19 protein-coding genes are annotated in these 16,357 nt (G+C 53.2%); 2 read left to right on the forward strand and 17 right to left on the reverse strand.

What is annotated here, in order from left to right; all coding sequences use genetic code 11:
- Positions 1-215 precede the first annotated feature (215 nt).
- The 9 genes from ACFVSO_RS10625 to ACFVSO_RS10665 all read right to left on the reverse strand — a co-directional run bounded on the left by ACFVSO_RS10625 (position 216) and on the right by ACFVSO_RS10665 (position 8,880).
- The gene (locus ACFVSO_RS10625; protein WP_387473026.1) at positions 216-1,142 is read right to left on the reverse strand and encodes a Gfo/Idh/MocA family protein; all 927 of its coding nucleotides are present in this window, start codon (positions 1,140-1,142) and stop codon (positions 216-218) included.
- Entirely contained in the window at positions 1,139-2,341 is a 1,203-nt protein-coding gene (locus ACFVSO_RS10630) for a M20 metallopeptidase family protein (protein ID WP_387473028.1), read from the reverse strand. The genes ACFVSO_RS10625 and ACFVSO_RS10630 overlap by 4 nt, the downstream gene beginning before the upstream one ends.
- Positions 2,338-3,231: an L-serine ammonia-lyase, iron-sulfur-dependent, subunit alpha gene (sdaAA, locus tag ACFVSO_RS10635; RefSeq protein WP_387473030.1), complete on the reverse strand. Its 894-nt coding sequence runs from the start codon at positions 3,229-3,231 to the stop codon at positions 2,338-2,340. The genes ACFVSO_RS10630 and sdaAA overlap by 4 nt, the downstream gene beginning before the upstream one ends.
- Positions 3,228-3,911, reverse strand: a complete 684-nt coding sequence (gene sdaAB / locus ACFVSO_RS10640) for an L-serine ammonia-lyase, iron-sulfur-dependent subunit beta (RefSeq protein ID WP_387473032.1) — start codon at positions 3,909-3,911, stop codon at positions 3,228-3,230. Before sdaAB ends, sdaAA begins: the two co-directional genes overlap by 4 nt.
- Positions 3,912-3,941: 30 nt before the next feature.
- Positions 3,942-5,012, reverse strand: a complete 1,071-nt coding sequence (locus tag ACFVSO_RS10645; RefSeq protein WP_387473034.1) for a dihydrodipicolinate synthase family protein — start codon at positions 5,010-5,012, stop codon at positions 3,942-3,944.
- Entirely contained in the window at positions 5,013-6,029 is a 1,017-nt protein-coding gene (locus ACFVSO_RS10650; protein WP_387473036.1) for an SDR family oxidoreductase, read from the reverse strand.
- Positions 6,030-6,139: 110 nt separating this feature from the next.
- Positions 6,140-7,459: a GTP cyclohydrolase IIa gene (locus tag ACFVSO_RS10655; RefSeq protein ID WP_387473038.1), complete on the reverse strand. Its 1,320-nt coding sequence runs from the start codon at positions 7,457-7,459 to the stop codon at positions 6,140-6,142.
- A gap of 67 nt (positions 7,460-7,526) precedes the next feature.
- Complete coding sequence (locus ACFVSO_RS10660) at positions 7,527-8,339, reverse strand: GNAT family N-acetyltransferase (RefSeq protein ID WP_387473040.1); 813 nt, start codon at positions 8,337-8,339, stop codon at positions 7,527-7,529.
- A gap of 139 nt (positions 8,340-8,478) precedes the next feature.
- The gene (locus ACFVSO_RS10665; RefSeq protein ID WP_387473042.1) at positions 8,479-8,880 is read right to left on the reverse strand and encodes a GNAT family N-acetyltransferase; all 402 of its coding nucleotides are present in this window, start codon (positions 8,878-8,880) and stop codon (positions 8,479-8,481) included.
- A gap of 198 nt (positions 8,881-9,078) precedes the next feature.
- On the opposite strand from ACFVSO_RS10665, the gene ACFVSO_RS10670 reads away from it, so the two are divergent.
- Positions 9,079-9,804 carry a MerR family transcriptional regulator gene (locus tag ACFVSO_RS10670; protein ID WP_387473044.1) on the forward strand — a complete coding sequence of 242 codons (726 nt, stop codon included), beginning with the start codon at positions 9,079-9,081 and terminating at the stop codon, positions 9,802-9,804.
- 45 nt (positions 9,805-9,849) lie between these two features.
- Here the strand turns inward: ACFVSO_RS10670 and ACFVSO_RS10675 are convergent, their stop codons facing one another.
- From ACFVSO_RS10675 to ACFVSO_RS10695, 5 genes are all read right to left on the reverse strand, one after another.
- Entirely contained in the window at positions 9,850-10,077 is a 228-nt protein-coding gene (locus tag ACFVSO_RS10675) for a helix-hairpin-helix domain-containing protein (RefSeq protein WP_387473046.1), read from the reverse strand.
- Between the two features lie 41 nt (positions 10,078-10,118).
- Complete coding sequence (locus ACFVSO_RS10680) at positions 10,119-11,303, reverse strand: MFS transporter (protein WP_387473048.1); 1,185 nt, start codon at positions 11,301-11,303, stop codon at positions 10,119-10,121.
- A gap of 181 nt (positions 11,304-11,484) precedes the next feature.
- Positions 11,485-11,799, reverse strand: coding sequence for a hypothetical protein (locus tag ACFVSO_RS10685; protein WP_387473050.1), 315 nt, complete (start codon positions 11,797-11,799; stop codon positions 11,485-11,487).
- Positions 11,800-11,843: 44 nt separating this feature from the next.
- The gene (locus ACFVSO_RS10690; RefSeq protein WP_387474249.1) at positions 11,844-11,999 is read right to left on the reverse strand and encodes a DUF6376 family protein; all 156 of its coding nucleotides are present in this window, start codon (positions 11,997-11,999) and stop codon (positions 11,844-11,846) included.
- Positions 11,993-12,292 carry a DUF6376 family protein gene (locus ACFVSO_RS10695; protein WP_387473052.1) on the reverse strand — a complete coding sequence of 100 codons (300 nt, stop codon included), beginning with the start codon at positions 12,290-12,292 and terminating at the stop codon, positions 11,993-11,995. The genes ACFVSO_RS10690 and ACFVSO_RS10695 overlap by 7 nt, the downstream gene beginning before the upstream one ends.
- 167 nt (positions 12,293-12,459) lie before the next feature.
- Between ACFVSO_RS10695 and ACFVSO_RS10700 the strand changes: the two genes are divergently transcribed.
- Positions 12,460-13,680 carry an oxalate decarboxylase family bicupin gene (locus ACFVSO_RS10700; RefSeq protein WP_387473054.1) on the forward strand — a complete coding sequence of 407 codons (1,221 nt, stop codon included), beginning with the start codon at positions 12,460-12,462 and terminating at the stop codon, positions 13,678-13,680.
- 67 nt (positions 13,681-13,747) lie between these two features.
- Here the strand turns inward: ACFVSO_RS10700 and ACFVSO_RS10705 are convergent, their stop codons facing one another.
- The 3 genes from ACFVSO_RS10705 to ACFVSO_RS10715 form a co-directional block, all read right to left on the reverse strand.
- Complete coding sequence (locus ACFVSO_RS10705; RefSeq protein WP_387473056.1) at positions 13,748-14,296, reverse strand: hypothetical protein; 549 nt, start codon at positions 14,294-14,296, stop codon at positions 13,748-13,750.
- A 151-nt stretch (positions 14,297-14,447) separates the two neighbouring features.
- A complete protein-coding gene (locus ACFVSO_RS10710) occupies positions 14,448-15,599 on the reverse strand; it encodes a serine hydrolase domain-containing protein (protein ID WP_387473058.1) in 1,152 nt (383 codons plus the stop codon).
- A gap of 160 nt (positions 15,600-15,759) precedes the next feature.
- The gene (locus ACFVSO_RS10715; protein ID WP_387473060.1) at positions 15,760-16,317 is read right to left on the reverse strand and encodes a YfiT family bacillithiol transferase; all 558 of its coding nucleotides are present in this window, start codon (positions 16,315-16,317) and stop codon (positions 15,760-15,762) included.
- Positions 16,318-16,357: the final 40 nt, after the last annotated feature.

Raw genomic sequence — 16,357 nt, forward strand, 5'->3', positions numbered from 1 at the left:
TTTCGATAGGCGTATTTCCAGACTCGCAACCGGTAAGAAGAGCTGTGCACAGAATGGTTACGAGCATCATCCGCTTTGTTAATTGTTTCATCGACGAACATGCCACCTTTCTTCTATCCTGTCTGTCAGCGCTGCAGATGCTAATCCCTGTTGGCTTCTAAGACGAGACAGGATAGGTAAAGGTTGCCAATATTCAATTGCGTTGCATGGATCGCTTACAATACCCCGACTACAGGCTGAGGAGTGCCCCCTGCCGCAAGGCTCTTTTCGGCTGCTTCAAGGAATACGATGATCTCCACTGTCTCACGCCAATGAACCGGCGAGCGTCCTGTTTGCAGGAATGGTATGATCTTCGCCATTAAGCTTGCATAGAATGGCGTTGCGCTTTGCGCCGCGTCCAGCTTAGTAAGCACGCCGCTCCGGTCCAACTGCGCCAGGAATCGGTCGTCACCATCGGCTCGGCATATAGCCTCGCCTATTCGTCCATCTTGCCAGACGCCAACTAAACGATCTCCTGTCGCATCCCTTTCGGCCCGAACCTCGCGGCAGCCTGGACCCATGATGGCATAGAGCAACTCCACAGCATGAATGGCATACCAGAAATATCTTGACTGAGTAGGCTCTACCGCAAGCGATCCTTGTACGGATGCCGCCGTTACCTGCTGTCGGCCGTTCTCATCAAGATCTTGCACAAGCGGCTCCAGGAAGCGAAGCGAAGAGCTGCTCATGATAGGGACATCCCATTGATTCGCCAGCTCGAATATGCTTTTGGCCTCCTTGATGGACAAGGCTAGCGGCTTATCAATAAAAACAGGCTTGCGACAAGGAACAATCGCTCGCAGTTGTTCGAGATGCACCCGCCCATCAGCCGATAACAGCAGATAAGCGTCGCATTGCCAGGCCAGAGCTTCCAGGGTACCCACTCTCGCTACCCCGAATTCTTTTTCTAGCGTCTCCATGAATCCATCCACTCGTGAAGCGCTAAGCGGAAAGTCCGAAGAGCCGCCGGGATAAGCGGCAACGACCTTTCCTCCTGGAACATAGTGGTGATCGTTAACATCATTAATCATTCGAGTAAAGGCTATGGCATGGGATGTATCCGTGCCTATAATGCCGATTCGAAGCGGCTCCTGAAGCATCATAGAGGACCTCCCGCCAGCTGAGCGAGACGCGTTCGTGCAATAGTAGCGAGCAGTGATGCGCCATAGGGCAGGCAGTCTTCATTCAGCCAATACTTGGGATGATGCAAGCCATACGCTTGCTCGGCATGCTCTTCGGGACCGGAACCAAGCCAGAAGAAACAGCCCGGCACATCGTTCAAGTAGATCGAGAAATCTTCGCCAGCGAGTGTAGGCTGGGCCGTAATGCGGTGCTGGCTGCCTATGGTATCGTCGATAACAGATTCGACGAACTTCACCTGCTCTTCATGGTTCATTAAGACAGGCGTCTGGCGGATATAGTGAAGGGCAGCTTGGCAGCGGTAGCCTTCCGCAATGTTTTGAACGATGCGTTCAATCCGTTCTGGCAGCTTATCTTGCACATCGGGATGGAACGTGCGAACCGTTCCGGTCATTCGGCAATAGTGAGGAATAACGTTATTCGCTTCCCCTGCATGGATGCTGCCGATTGTGACCACTACGGGATCAAACGGCGATACTTCCCGGCTAATAACGCTCTGCAGCGATTGAATGATCGCGGAAGCGCATACGATGGGATCGACGCTCTGGTCGGGAATAGCGCCATGACCGCCCCTGCCTTCCAGCGTGATCTCGATTCGATCTACCGAACCCATGAGAGCACCGTACCGGGTAGCTGCCATACCCGCAGGCAAGTTCGGCAGGTTATGCAAGCCATAGATTTCGCTGACGCCGTCCAGCGCGCCATCCCCTATCATCGCAGCAGCTCCCGCGTTCACCTCTTCAGCTGGCTGGAACAGCAAACGGACGGTTCCTTGAAGCTGCTCCCGGCAAGCCGACAGCAACTCAGCGGCGCCAATCAGCATTGCGGTATGCGCATCATGGCCGCAGGCGTGCATGACGCCGGGGCGCTTCGATGGAAAAGCGATTTCCGTCTCTTCTTGAATCGGCAGCGCATCCATATCGGCTCGCAGCGCGATGATCGGGCCCGGCTGGCTGCCCGTCAGCTCGGCTACTACGCCATGGCCGCCTACATCTGAGCGATATCGGATGGCGAGTCGATCGAGTTCTCTTGCTATTCTGCTTGCCGTCTCGGACTCTTCATGGCTTAGCTCCGGGTATTCGTGAAGCTCTCTGCGCAGTGCGACTAATGCGGGCGCCAGATCAAGCGCTTGCCGCCGCAAATCTGATTTGTTAGCCATCATGTTGGCGATTGGCCTCCCTTCCCATACAACCGATTCATAATGCTGCGGCCTGTAGGTGTCTGCGCGAGTCCGCCCTTCGCCGTCTCGCGATGCTTCTCCGGCATGGCGGACCCGACCTCCAGCATGACGTCGATCACTTCATCCGACGGGATGACGCTCCGCACGCCTGCAAGAGCCATATCCGAGGCGGCAAGCGCTGTAACCGCGCCAAATCCGTTGCGGACGATACATGGTATTTCGACCAGGCCGCCTACTGGATCACAAATGAGACCGAGCGAGTTTTTGAGCGCGATCCCAACTGCATGGACCGATTGCTCCGGCGATCCGCCACGCAGCTCGGTCAACGCGCCGGCCGCCATGCCGATAGCCGAGCCAACCTCCGCCTGGCAGCCGCCTTCCGCTCCGGAGACGAAGGAGTTGTTCGCAATGACATAGCCGATCGCTCCCGCAGCGAACAATCCGTACACCATATGCGAATTCTCCCACTGAAACCGCTCCTGCGTACTGACGAATACGCCTGGAATAATACCGCATGAGCCTGCAGTCGGTGTAGCGATAATCCGGCCCATTGAGGCATTCACTTCGGATACAGCCAGCGCATACGCCATAGCGGTGCATGCATCGGCCCCCAGCGACGGAATGGTCTGATTCATATAGGCAGAGACGCGCTGGGCATCCTTCCCGGTTAATCCGCTGCGAGAGGTCGTATCCTGGTGCAGCCCCCTGTGCACAGCTTCCTTCATCACTTCATAATATGCAGACATTTGCTCGATAACCTCAAGCTCGGTTTTGCCCGTTTCGAGGGCCTGCTCCTTCACCATCATCCCGCTGATACTTAGCGATTCGGCTTTGCACAGCTCTTTCAGCTCTTCCAGAGTGGAGAATCTCATCGTGTTTCCTCCCTGCTCGTTAAGTCGATCACGCTAATCTCCTGAAAATCAGGCAGCAGCTTCAGCCTGGCGACTGCTTCCGGCTTGAACGGCTGATCGCTCTCGATGACGGTCAAGGCTTCCCCGTTTCTCGCTTTGCGGTCGACTTCCATATAGCTTATGTTAATGCCGTAATGTTTGGCGATGTCGGTAATCTCCGCAAGGATGCCGGAACGGTCGCGATGATAGATGAGCAGCGTCGGATAGATCGCAGTAAACTTCACGTCAAAGCCGTTCACGCCCACCAGCTCGATATTGCCCCCGCCAATGGAGCAGCCCGTCATTCGAACGGTACGCTCCCCCTTGCGCAGCAGAATGGCCGCGGTATTAGGATGCGGACCGGGCCTCAGTTCAGATTGAAAGCTGATTGCAATCCCCTGCTCCGCTGCCAATTGGATCGAATTCCGAATCCGATCATCGTCCGTATCGTAATCCATGATGCCAGCGGTAATCGCCATATCCGTGCCATGGCCCATATAAGTGTCCGCAAAAGAGCCATAGAAGCGGATGATCGCTTCCTCGGGCACCAGGCCCAGCGCTTGCCTCGCGCATCGCCCAAGCCTGACGGCCCCTGCCGTATGGGAACTGGAGGGGCCGATCATGCTGGGACCGATAATGGAGAATACATCCTTGAATCTCATGGCCGAGTCCCTTTCTATATGAGTTATGCGCTAGTCGTGACTCAGCCACTTCTCCAGATGAGCCGCAACGAGTGCATCGTCATGAAGATGCGGGTACTGCTCGTAGACGCGATCAATCTCCTCCGATTGGCCTGGAGACAGCTTCTCGTCCGGATTGAGGCACCAGGTTCCCTTCAGCAAGCCCTGTCTGCGCAGCACTTCGTGAATGCCAGGGATGCAACCCTCAAAATGGTTCGCCGGGTCAAAAAACGCCGCATTGGAGTCCGTCACCTGGATATTGCGGGTGAGCCACTCCTTCGAGATGACGCCTACGCCGCGGAACGACTTGATCTCCTCTAGCAGCTCCACCGCTTTTTGCGTCCATACAGCCCAATGGCCAAGCAATCCTCCGACAATCTGCTTCTCGACGGTTTTCCCGTCAACCTGAAAGCGATAGGTCGTGAGCAGATCCGCCACAATATTATCGTCATTGCCTGTATATAGCGCGATTTCGTCTCTTCTGTCCGAAAAGCAGACAGCACGCACCACATCGATGGTTTGATAACGGTTGAACGGAGCCATCTTGATCGCAACGACATTCGGGATATCGGCGAATGCTCGCCAGAAATCATAAGAGAAGATACGTCCTCCGACCGACGGCTGCAGATAAAAGCCGATAACTGGCATAATAGCGGCAATCCGCTCCGTCCGCTTCAAAATATCGGCTTCGCTCCAGCCGGTCAGTCCTCCCATGCTGAGCAGCGCTGCGTCATACCCAAGCGCCAGTGCAATATGCGCTTCGCTAATCGCTTGTTCCATGCCGCCGCATACACCGGCCACCTTGATGAACGGGCGATCCAGCCCCGCTTTGTCCACTTCCTCCGCAGCCATGCGCAGTACCGTCTCGAACAGCCCATGCTCCGGATCCCGAATTTCAAATTGAGTAGAGTGAACCCCCACCGCAATGCCTCCGGCTCCGGAGGCCATATAATAACGGGTCAATGCCCGCTGATGCTTCTCGTCGAGCTTGCGATTCTCATCAAGCGCCAGCGGATGCGCCGGAATGACCAGCCCATCATGAAGTGCTGCCAGTAGCGCAGTCGATAATTGTTGAGTGGTCATTTAGAATTTCCCCTTTCGCTCCTGGAAGTGTGTCGGCTTATTCCAAGTCGCCCCGCCCTGAAGCACCCAATCTGCCGTCCAATCGATCATTTGCAGCAAGGAAACACTTGGATAGCCGAACAGTTGATGCGACTTCGACGCATTGTTCAGCAGGGCAGTCTCCGATTCTGTCCCCTCGAATAGCGCTTCCTTGCCGATTCGCTTCGCAAGCTCGGCTGCCGCCCAGCGAATGGATACGGTCTCGGGTCCCGTGATGTTAATGACTGTCGGTGGGCTGGAGCAATGCGTGAGACAGCGGAGCGCCATTGAGTTGGCGTCGCCTTGCCAGATGATGTTCGCAAAACCCATAGCAAGGTTAATCGTGCGGCCTTCATGGATCGCTCTCGCCAGCTCCAGCAGGACGCCGTAACGCATATCGATGGCATAATTGAGGCGGTACATGACCATCGGCGTTCCGTTGCGATGCGAGTGATATTCGAAGATGCGTTCTCTGCCAAGTGTAGATTGTGCATATTCGCCCAGCGGATCGGGAGATACGCCTTCGCTGGCGCCTCCGCTGCTCACCGGAGTGAACGGATATATATTGCCGGAGGAGAAGACGACGATGCGGGAATCCTTGAATTTCTCGGCCACTCTTCCGGGCAGATACGTGTTCATAGCCCATGTGAAATGCTCATTGCCTGTCGTGCCAAACTTATTGCCCGCCATATAGATCACATTAGCTGCATTCGGCAGCGCCGTTAGCGCTTCATTATCCAGCAGCTCGCAGGAAATAGTCTCGACGCCGAAGGCTTCAAGCTCGGCCCGCGCTTCCTGGTTCGAGAAGCGCGATACACCGATCACGCGTTTGTTAAGTCCGCCTTCGCGAATCGCATTCATCGCAAGTCTGGCCAGGCTCGGCCCCATCTTGCCGCCGACTCCGAGCAAGATCAAATCGCCGTCTACTTTCGCCAAATCCTGAATCAAGGCCTCAGAGGGCTGGGCCAGCTTCGCTTCCAATTCCGCAATCGATTTCATTTTCTCGTACCTCCTTGGTTGTCGTTACCCCCATGATACGGCCTGCTCCGATATAAAGACAAGTCTTTTAATTGACTTTAAATAGTCGTAAAAAAAGGACATGCCGCAGCTTACAGCTGAGACTTGTCCATCAGAAACGGGAAACGGTAGATTTGGCGGGGCCTTCCCTTAGGCACCTTCTCCATGCCTGCAATCTCGGCTAGCCCATTGTCGATCCAAAGTAGCAGGAGGCGATGCGCGCTGCGCACAGATATGCCTAATACGGAAGCCAGGTCATGAACCTTGTATTCATATTTGCCGAACTTGGCCATGTTCGCCAGCAGCCGGCTTAAGTATGCACTCGTCATCCCGGACTCCTCCGCCCGCTTTATGAGCTCAGGTTCTGTTGGCGCAAGGATGGCCTGTACGGGATCAGCCATCTCAAGCGGGCCAATCACGGTCACATCTTCCCTGACGATAAAGCACGTGTTGCCTCCCGCTTCCTTCGACTTGCGCAGCGCGGCTCTCGCATTCGTCCCGGCTTCATTCGCGGTCACTCCGAAGCCGATTCCTACGCTTAACGAGATGCCGTAGCTTTTGTTCACGTCCTTGGCCAGCGGAATCGTCTTATACCCGCCCGTCTCCCGCTCGAAGATGCCACGCGTCGTGAAGAACAGAAATTCATCGCCGCCAAGCGACATCGAATAGCCGTCAAGCGACTCTACATAGCCAAGCACCATCCGGTGAATATCGAGCTTCAGCTTCTGCACTTCATGCTCATTATGCCGCTGCATCACAAGCTTGCCGAAGTCGTCGACGTTAATCATGCCAACAACGATCTGTGATTCCTTGTTGCGCCGGGATTCCGTCGACAGCAGAGCTCTCTCCAATGTCACGATCATATCCTGCTCCGAGGGAAGCAGCCATTCGCTTGGGACTTGCAGCTTCTCCAGCTGTCGGGCGACAAGCTCAACACCAGTGAACGCAACAGAGCAATGACCGGCTGCGAACTGGGACTGGTGGAAAGCAACCAGCTTGTCCGGCGATGCATAGGCCGGCCCATCGTAGACAACGACGCGAGTGCTCTCGAGGCCCAGATCCTTCAATGTCCGCGTCACCATGCTTTTGGTCAGCGTATCGACGGATATGCCGCCTTGGAGTTTGCCCTCCCGCATTGCACGGAACAGCGCTTTGTACAATCCGGCACCCGTAAGCGGCAAATAATGAACCGGTATAGAAGGCGGCAGCTGCTCCTTGACCAAGTGATGCGCCAACGGTCCGGAGAGAAGCAGCACTTCCACCTCACCGGATATCTCTAAAGCGGCAGCGGGCGCATCCTTCTCCTGTTCAATCCTACGCGTGACGGGCACGAAAGTTGGGAATGCCTTCATAACCGACAGAGTCTTCTCGATGATAGACTCCGTCCCGACAACTCCGATTTTGATCTGCATATCCTGCTCCTTTGTCTACGAAGTGTCTCGCTTCTATCGTGAATTAGCCGTTTTTTAGTTAATGTCATTAATAAAAACGAATATCCGTAATTTGCCCCTGTTCACGATATCCCAAACTCCGATATACGCCATTCGAGTGGGGATTGCTTAAATCCGCATACAGCATCGGCGTCAGCCCTTCCTTCCATACCTTGCCTGTAATTTCACCTACAAGCGCGCTAGCGAATCCCTGCTTCCGATGCTCGCGAGGCGTATAAACCGCATTGATCCGGGCATGTCTTGGCGAACGGTGGGCAATATTGGCCATGGAGACTGGAATCCCTTCGTTGATCCATAGGTACAGATGGCCGGCATCCATTAATCTTTCGGCACCGGGAAGCTGGCTCTCGGCCGTAACCGTATAGCCATAGGCATCTTCGGAGAAGCCGGCAAGAAATTCAGCGATAACGCGAGCATCTTGCCGATCGGCCGAGCGCATCTGGCCCGCAACGTTCTCTACAGGCCTTACGGTGGGACATGCATAGGCCTCCATCCTCATCTCGATGCTGGAGCTCATTCCACTCATGGCGCTGTAGGTATGGGAGAATTGATCAGCTGTTTCCGGATCGGACAGGATGCCTGGCAGACGATCCTTTTCCAGTAATGTGCATATTGCTGCAATCCCCTCAGCCCGTTCCTTCTCCGTCAATTCCTGCGAAAGCCATAACCAGCCCTTGTAGCCTGTCGACTGTGCGAACATGACTCTTCCGTCCTTCGACTTCCATCTGTGCGCGCAATCGCCTTGTGTGATCGCATGAAACAATTGATAAGCCGCTTCATCGCGCAAAAAGCTGGGATGAGGGCGTGCCAAATCGTCTGGCAGCAATTCGATTAACGTCATGCGTTCCCACTACACTCCCCTGCCTAATCGAAAAGCTCCTTTCCCTAAGGGAAGGAGCGGCTAATCGAACGGCCATTGATTTTTTTACAAGTGTACTGGCACTGTTAGAAGTTGTCAATCCTCAATAGCTAGTCTATCTTCAGATTGATCGGCTCAAGCTAATCTTGTTTGGATAGGTGAAGCTGAAGCCATGCTTTTGATAGATAGCGATGGATGGCACATCGGCCATGAGAATAATCTCCGCGCCTGCCGAGGCATTCTCTTCAATAAAGTCTGTTAGAGCATGGAGGATGGTGCGGATATTGTCCTCGCTGGCATATTCGGGACGGAGGATCAGATCGGTGATCAGGAAGGTGTATCTCCCGTCACCGATCATACGTCCCATGCCAATCGGCTCTCCGTCCGTTCCTAGCAAGGCAACACCGAATAAGGACCGATTCAGTGCTACTTGGAGCTCCTCCTCCACCTTCTCCGGCACTCCGGCCGCCCGGGCAAGCATGTTGTATTGTTGGGGACTCGGCATGACATGTTGCAGGTACATTATGGCATTCTCCTTTTCAATGGGGATATAGATGATCATACTACCTTGATGCAAGTGCTAAAGCTGACCCTCTCTTAGTGCAACCACACTTGACACACCCTTCTTATAGCACTTTAAGGTTTAAAATGAAGGCTTGCTGCGCATCAATCTGTCTGTTATAGTAGAAATCTACTTTTTTGACAAAGGACGGTGCAGTCCATGCGATTCTACCGACCCATCGATATTGCCCGAGAGCTTGGCATCAGCACAAGCGCTTTACGACATTACGAATCCTGGGGCGTCATACCGAGTCCGGAGAGATCGGCTAACGGCTATCGACAATACACGGAAGTGCATGCCGCGTACTTCCGCTGCCTGCGGGCGATGTTCCCCGGCTTCGGAGTAAGTGTTACCTGCCAGACACTGAAGCTTGTCATGAATGGAGACATTGACGCTGCTTTCTGGCTGGTCAACCGGGAACAAGCTTTGCTGCATGAAGAAAAGTCGGTCGCAGACCAGACGCTTGCCCTGCTTCAGCAGCCTGATCTCCCTCCTATCCGCGGCAAGAAGCGGTTGGGACGCATGAGCATTGGCGAAGCGGCCGCCTATACGAATGTGCAGGCTTCAGCCATCCGTCACTGGGAGAAGGAAGGATTGATCGTTCCCGACCGCGACCCCGAGAACGGCTATCGGATATTTGGCGCCACACAAATTCGGCAAATCCTGCTCATTCGAACATTGCGCCGCACTGTATATTTACTGGACCGTATGCGAGCGATCGTCAAAGCGGTGGAGCATCACGACGTCGAGAAAGCGAAGGAAGTAACCGAGGAAGCACTGCATGTGCTGCATGGCCGCAATCGGATGCAGCTAAGCGGGGTCTATCAGCTAATCGAGCTATGCCGTACGTCTGGACACATCACGACCATGTATGCACATTGGTAACGGTAGTCTCATCAAGTGGTCAGTACCCCTAATAAAAGCCCGAGCTTACCGGAGTAAGTTCGGGCTTTTATTAGGGGTTAATTCCCGTCTCATGGCTTGCTCAGCTAGCGCTTCCTTGAGCACTTTCATCGCATTTGGTCCCATCCCGTGCAGCTTCATGAGCTCAGCTTCACTCTCGCCTGACAACTGTGACAGCTTGGTGTAACCGGCGTTCGCCAGCGCTCGCTGAGCGGGCTTAGCCAGCTTCGGAAAACCGGATGGATCGATGGACATCAGAGTAACCTCCTGTAGCAGATGATAGATGCTGTACCTGCTTATCCTTCAGCCGGTAGCCGTTTTGGCCGGAACAGCAAGCCTAGCAAAGCGAAAGCAAGAAACGCCGCTCCCAATAACAGAAACATGCTGTTTGTTGAAACATATCGGATACCGAAGCCGCCAAGCGTTGGTCCCAGAATACTGCCAATGCTGAAGTGAATGGACGCAATGACGTTCGCGGCAGGCAAGATAGGCTTAGGAAGCAGATCAGCCGCGTAGGCCAGCCCCAATGAATAGAACGAACCTACGACTCCTCCCGCTATAGTAAAGAGTACGAACAGCCAGACGATTTCGTTGCCTGCTGCCGGAATAGCGAGAAAGACGATCGAACCAATGATGCCGCAAGCAATTAAGACCGGCTTGCGCCCGATTCGGTCGCTCCATATCCCTATCGGCAGCTGAAGAATCAAGCCTCCAATGCCGAAAGACAGCAGCAGCAGCGAAATCCAGTGCTGGTCGATAGCAATTCGCAGGCCATACAGCGGGAAGTTGCTGTTCATGGACGATTCCATCAAGCCGTACAAGAAGCCGGGAATAAGGACAAACCACGCCACCCGGTAAGTCGTCAGGAAGCGGTTTTCCGCTCTAACCCTCTTCGCTGCACGCTCCGGCCATTCGTTCGACATACGCAGTACAAGCAACAACACCATAATAAAGAACAGACTCGTAACCAGGAATGGAACCGCTCTGCCAAGTGGCATCAAGTTAATGCCAAGCGGACCGATACTGAAGCCAAGTCCGTACGACATCCCATAGAAGGATATGTAGCGGCCGCGTCGATCAGCTGGCGCCGTGCTTACAATCCAGAGCTGTGACGAATAATGAAGAGCACTGTCTCCCACGCCTACGATCAGGCGCAGTACAAACCATGCCGTTAGCGAATGGGTTAATGGGAATAGCAGCGTTGACAAGGTGACCAACGTAATGCCGGTCAAGATTACTTTCTTATAGCCGAACCGAAGCACCGGCTTTTCGATGAAAAACATGGTACAGAATATACCGATGTACATCGCAGCGGAGTTAATGCCGTTCAGATCCGATGAGACGCCGGCATCTTCCAGCATAATCGATAATAAAGGCAATAACATGCCTTGACTCATGCCCGCAACGACTACTACGAGCAGAAGGGTCAGCAATCGGTAGGAAGACGGATGCTGTGCTGATGATAAAGACGCTGATGACAAGACGATTGCACTCTCCTCATGAATGATGCCTCCCTGAGGCCCTCACACATTGTAACGTGGCCGGACCCGGTTGGCAACACTGGCTTTCTGGAAGAATTAAAGCCAAACTTATCAGTCTATTTGCAATCGAATCAGCCAGCTGAACAGCACGCATGCGACTTCATTTAATTATCCATTTCCCTTATCCATCACCCGTATGCCGCTTGAATGACTCAATAAATGCTGCCGGATCTTCTGGCACCGTATACGCATATACGCCGTGGCCAGTATGCACATAGAGGATGCCTCCCGCATCGCCCATCGGACGGAACGAGAGATCATGCACCTCATTCAGCGGGAAGCTGCGCCGCTTGGTCTGCAGATGCTCGGCATAGAGCAACATTTGCCGCGGCTCCTTGACTGTTTTCATTTCTGTGCCCGTCAAGATTCGTTCGATTTTATAGTAGGACTGCTCCGCAATCCATGACATAGCCAGCCCTCCTTCCACTTGATTCATAAGAAGGAGCCTCCATAACCGTACCATGGAGGCTCCACTATATCTTAGCTTGGATTCAGCGCATTCAATTGACCAAGCAGCTCATTGATTTTGTTCATCGTATCAGGAATGCCCGTTGATTCGAATGCGGCTCTTCCTTGCTCGATGTTTGTGAGCGCCTGGTCCAGTCCCTGCTGAAGCTTGTCGTTATAGCCTACGATGCTGGCATGAAGATCCTTGGCATAATCGAATCGGGAACCTCCAGGTTCTTGTAGCTCATAATCTGATCCTTGAGCGTCAGAAGCTGATTTTTCAGATCCGTTCTTGCATCCAGATCTGTTAACGCTTGCTCAGCCAGACCGTTCATGTCCTGCCTGAAGCTGTCCAGTTTATTCATATATTCAGTCGTTTCAGTTGCAAAGTTAACACCCTGATTGACGCTTTCCAATATGCCGCAGCCGGATGCAATAAACATAGTTAATGCCATTAATAAGGGGACGCTCCACTTCTTCATCTTCATTCTCTCCTTCTCCCTATCCCTTCATAATTTGCGGTTACCTGCGTCTATTTCATTGTACCCATACATAACCATACGGAAACAACGTCGCTACGTTCCGTATTTCGTCCCGAACTCCCTGATCCGGGAACGGAACTTATCGATGACTGAAGGAGGCAACTTGCATGAGTGAGGAGCGTCGACAGCCGGGTTCCGGAGATCCGTCCACTCCATGGCCGATCCCCCAGCCGATCAGGAGCGACGGAGCAGGCGGCATCGACAGAGGACCGCGCGATGTAATGCGGGACCGTCAAAATCCCGATATGCTCGTCCCCCCGGTGACGGACAACGGACTCATACCGAATGTCAGATTTTCGTTTTCGGATACGCATATGCAGCTCAATCACGGCGGTTGGTCGCGGGAAATCACTATTAGAGAACTCCCGATCGCCACCACGCTTGCCGGCGTCAATATGAGCTTGACCCCAGGCGGCGTGCGGGAGCTGCATTGGCATCAGCAGGCGGAATGGTCTTATATGCTTGTGGGGCGCGCACGGATCACAGCCATTGATCAGAATGGCAGAAACTTTATTGCCGATGTGGGACCCGGCGATCTATGGTACTTCCCTCCCGGCATACCGCATTCCATTCAAGGACTGGAGGACGGCTGCGAGTTCCTGCTTGTATTCGACGACGGTCATTTCTCTGATTTGAATACGCTGTCGCTATCCGACTGGTTCGCCCATACGCCCAAGGAAGTGCTGTCTGCTAATTTCGGTATTCCGGAGTCGGAGCTCGCTGATATCCCTCGCGAACAAGTCTATATCTATCAGGGCAAAGTACCAGGACCGATCTCGTCTCAAGCCGTTCAATCCCCATACGGCGAAGTTCCATTGCCATTTACGCATAAGCTGCTGGCACAGCCGCCCCTGAAGACGCCGGGCGGAAGCGTAAGGATCGTCGATTCCAGCAACTTCCCGATATCCAGGACGATTGCCGCTGCGCTCGTGGAGATTCAACCCGGCGCGATGAGAGAGCTGCATTGGCATCCCAATAATGATGAGTGGCAATATTATTTGACTGGCCAAGGCCGCATGACTGTCTTCGGCGCAGAAGGCAATGCGCGCACCTATGATGTACGAGCGGGCGATGTCGGCTATGTGCCGTTCGCCTTCGGACATTATATTCAGAATACCGGCACCGAAACGTTATGGTTTCTGGAAATGTTCAAGAGCGATCGATTTGCCGACATCTCCCTTAACCAATGGCTGGCGTTGACGCCACAAGCGCTTGTGACGAGCAATTTGAATGTAGGAGAAGGCTTCTTGTCCCATCTGCGCAAAGAAAAATGGCCTGTTGTGAAAATGCCAGGCTTCACGTATGACAACCGATCTGCTGACGAGTAACGCCGAATAAGCCTCCTCGAGTGAGGGGCTTATTTCGTCTTGCCTGCTCGAATATGGCCTTGCCATTTCACTTTTTCCATACGGCGGCATACTTTTTGCGGTATTTAGGGTCCAGTTCCAGCTTGATGAGGTTGAGCGAACCTTCTCGAATCTTCTCATCATCCACCCAGTCATAGAGCTGACGGAATCCGACCAAAATATCATACCTGATTAATGTACCGTTCTTCTCATCCGCGCAGTTACGGTAACGGTCGGCGAGCGCATCCAGCACCATGTCCTTCTGCGTATCTCCCGCAATCCCGATTTTCCATAGCGACTGCAGGGTATGCCGCGCCGTGACGAAGCGCTTATCCCATGTCACAGCAAGCAGCTTGGGGAAGTCCTGCAGGATGCGCTTCTCGGGATCGCTCTTCGCCAGATTGCTCAGCAACTGCGCGGCAATAGCTCTGCAGTGATTGTCCGAATGGGACAAGTCCGATACCAGGTCGTCCCATACATCATACGCCCAGTCTACTACCTCTTCCGTTTGGAATTGCAAATCAAGAAAAGCCTTTGTTTGCAGGCTCCGGTCAGTTGATTTCAAATGCTGGATACTCGTTTGGACAGACTTATTCATGCCGATAAACCTCCACGACGTCTTTGCCCCTATTATAACGAAAACGAAGGATAAGCCATAATCCGCAAACGAAAAAAGCCCGCTGACAGCGCGGGCTAATTGCTTATGTGAGCTAAAGCTGCTAAGACAAAGGGTCAGTGTGCCGTAGGTATTATTTCAGACTCGACCAAATAATTTGCTTGGTTCCGAGCACCGATTCCGGCACCCAGGAATAAATCGATGGAACAAAGAACGTAACGATCAAATTCTCCTCAGGATCAACAAACATTGCCGATCGTCCTGCTCCCTCCATCTGATACGTGCCAATAGATTCATAGGACATATGATCAATGGCGAGATCGATACCTAGAGCATGGCCTTTGTCCTTGACTTTACCGCCCCAATGGTAAGCCGGCACTTGGAACAAATGGCGCTTGGTCAGAAGCTCGACCGACTTCCGGCCTAGAATGCGGGTTCCTTCGAATGTGCCGCCATTGAGCAGCATCTGGCTGAATCGCCATAGATCGTACAAGGTCGAGTGCAAGCCGCTTGCCGATCTCGGCGGATAACGAAGGTCCTCGTCTTCTTGATCCTTAAGGGCATCCAAATCATATTGCGAAATTGTTAATACTTCGCCGTGCAAATATTCCGGCACTTGGAAAAACGTGCGTCGCAGATTGAGCGGTTCAATGATATGGTCGAGAACATACGATTCATAGCTCTGACCAGATACGCGGCGAATCACTTCGCCAAGCAGCATGAAGCCTCCGCCTGAATAGTTGTATGCTGTGCCCGGCTCGCAAGCGAGCGTCCCCTGCAATTGCTTGGCAATCCAGCCGTCCATACCGCTCTCGCCCCACCACGGACGAGGATATGGCTCATTGTAATAGCCCGTAACCGGAGCGAGACCCGAGGTGTGCGTCAACAAGTGAAATAAGGTAATGTTCCCATGCATGGGGTTGTCGAATTCCTTCAGAATCGACGCAACCGGCTGATCCAGATAAAGCTTGCCGTCTTCGATCAGCTTGACGATGGCTACAGCGGTAAAAGCTTTCGTAATGGACGAAATCTTCATAATGGCGTCAGGCAGCAATTCGCCGGCACCTGTCGTACCGGTCAATGCGCCCATGGAACGCCATGCCACGATTTTGCCGTGTCTTGCGACCAGATAACTTCCGCCTTGAAGCTTCTCGGCAGCCATCAATCCCTGGATATGAGCGTCCAGCTTAATCAGCTGGCTCTCGTCCATATCGACCGAGCCGGGACTTGCGTCAAGCGCGCCTTCTATGACTCTGGATTCCAACTCCAACTCTACTTCACTCATGTCTCCACCCACCCTTTTATATACTAGAAATTCATTCTAATGGATAGGTTTTGACCAGTCTAGCGGTGTTTCGACAATTCATTGCAAAGTATAAAAGATCATGAAATTTTATCATATTTTTCTTGCTGTGAATGATCAGTCGTCAACACAGTTGTTGCTTTTACCAGCCTTTTCGCTGCTTCAAGACGACAATATGGGCGAGATGATGGAGCCCGTGCCAAGCATACATGCCTAGATTCACATCCAGCGGAATCGACTTCTGCTGTTCGGGATGATAGAACGTACGTTCATAGGCTGCCTCCGGCAGGGACTTGATCAGCGTCGTCCATCTGCGATGCAGCGCATCCAGCAGCACCAATGATGTCTCGATGGGTTCTTGCTCGGTATCCTGCAGCTCTGCCCAACGATCCTCGTGGTACGGCTTGATGGGAGGACCCTCTTCCGTCAGCGCCAGCTTCCAGCGGATATAGGCGTTCATATGGCTGTCTGCGACATGATGAATCACTTGCCTGACTGTCCATCCGCCATCCCGATACGGTGTGCTCAATTGCTCGTCTGACAAACCGGCAACAGCCTCTTTAAGCTGTTCCGGTAATGATGCAATCTGATCGATCCATATTTTCCGCTGAGCTGCGTCTATCCCACCATTGAAACGGAATGTGCCTATCGGGTATCGAACATCTTCCACTTGGCTTATCTCCCCTTTATGAACTATCATCAGCAAGCTTATGCTTATTGTAAAAGAGAGCGGAACGCCC

The organism is Paenibacillus sp. NPDC057967 (assembly GCF_042887015.1).
Classification (GTDB): Bacteria; Bacillota; Bacilli; order Paenibacillales; family Paenibacillaceae; genus Pristimantibacillus.

Bases quoted from the DNA above. Each gene is read 5' to 3' on its own strand.
- ACFVSO_RS10625 (WP_387473026.1), bottom strand. From the start codon at position 1,142: ATGATGCTTCAGGAGCCGCTTCGAATCGGCATTATAGGCACGGATACA.
- ACFVSO_RS10630 (WP_387473028.1), bottom strand. From the start codon at position 2,341: ATGATGGCTAACAAATCAGATTTGCGGCGGCAAGCGCTTGATCTGGCG.
- sdaAA (WP_387473030.1), bottom strand. From the start codon at position 3,231: ATGAGATTCTCCACTCTGGAAGAGCTGAAAGAGCTGTGCAAAGCCGAA.
- sdaAB (WP_387473032.1), bottom strand. From the start codon at position 3,911: ATGAGATTCAAGGATGTATTCTCCATTATCGGTCCCAGCATGATCGGC.
- ACFVSO_RS10645 (WP_387473034.1), bottom strand. From the start codon at position 5,012: ATGACCACTCAACAATTATCGACTGCGCTACTGGCAGCACTTCATGAT.
- ACFVSO_RS10650 (WP_387473036.1), bottom strand. From the start codon at position 6,029: ATGAAATCGATTGCGGAATTGGAAGCGAAGCTGGCCCAGCCCTCTGAG.
- ACFVSO_RS10655 (WP_387473038.1), bottom strand. From the start codon at position 7,459: ATGCAGATCAAAATCGGAGTTGTCGGGACGGAGTCTATCATCGAGAAG.
- ACFVSO_RS10660 (WP_387473040.1), bottom strand. From the start codon at position 8,339: ATGACGTTAATCGAATTGCTGCCAGACGATTTGGCACGCCCTCATCCC.
- ACFVSO_RS10665 (WP_387473042.1), bottom strand. From the start codon at position 8,880: ATGTACCTGCAACATGTCATGCCGAGTCCCCAACAATACAACATGCTT.
- ACFVSO_RS10670 (WP_387473044.1), top strand. From the start codon at position 9,079: ATGCGATTCTACCGACCCATCGATATTGCCCGAGAGCTTGGCATCAGC.
- ACFVSO_RS10675 (WP_387473046.1), bottom strand. From the start codon at position 10,077: ATGTCCATCGATCCATCCGGTTTTCCGAAGCTGGCTAAGCCCGCTCAG.
- ACFVSO_RS10685 (WP_387473050.1), bottom strand. From the start codon at position 11,799: ATGAATCAAGTGGAAGGAGGGCTGGCTATGTCATGGATTGCGGAGCAG.
- ACFVSO_RS10695 (WP_387473052.1), bottom strand. From the start codon at position 12,292: ATGAAGAAGTGGAGCGTCCCCTTATTAATGGCATTAACTATGTTTATT.
- ACFVSO_RS10700 (WP_387473054.1), top strand. From the start codon at position 12,460: ATGAGTGAGGAGCGTCGACAGCCGGGTTCCGGAGATCCGTCCACTCCA.
- ACFVSO_RS10705 (WP_387473056.1), bottom strand. From the start codon at position 14,296: ATGAATAAGTCTGTCCAAACGAGTATCCAGCATTTGAAATCAACTGAC.
- ACFVSO_RS10710 (WP_387473058.1), bottom strand. From the start codon at position 15,599: ATGAGTGAAGTAGAGTTGGAGTTGGAATCCAGAGTCATAGAAGGCGCG.
- ACFVSO_RS10715 (WP_387473060.1), bottom strand. From the start codon at position 16,317: ATGATAGTTCATAAAGGGGAGATAAGCCAAGTGGAAGATGTTCGATAC.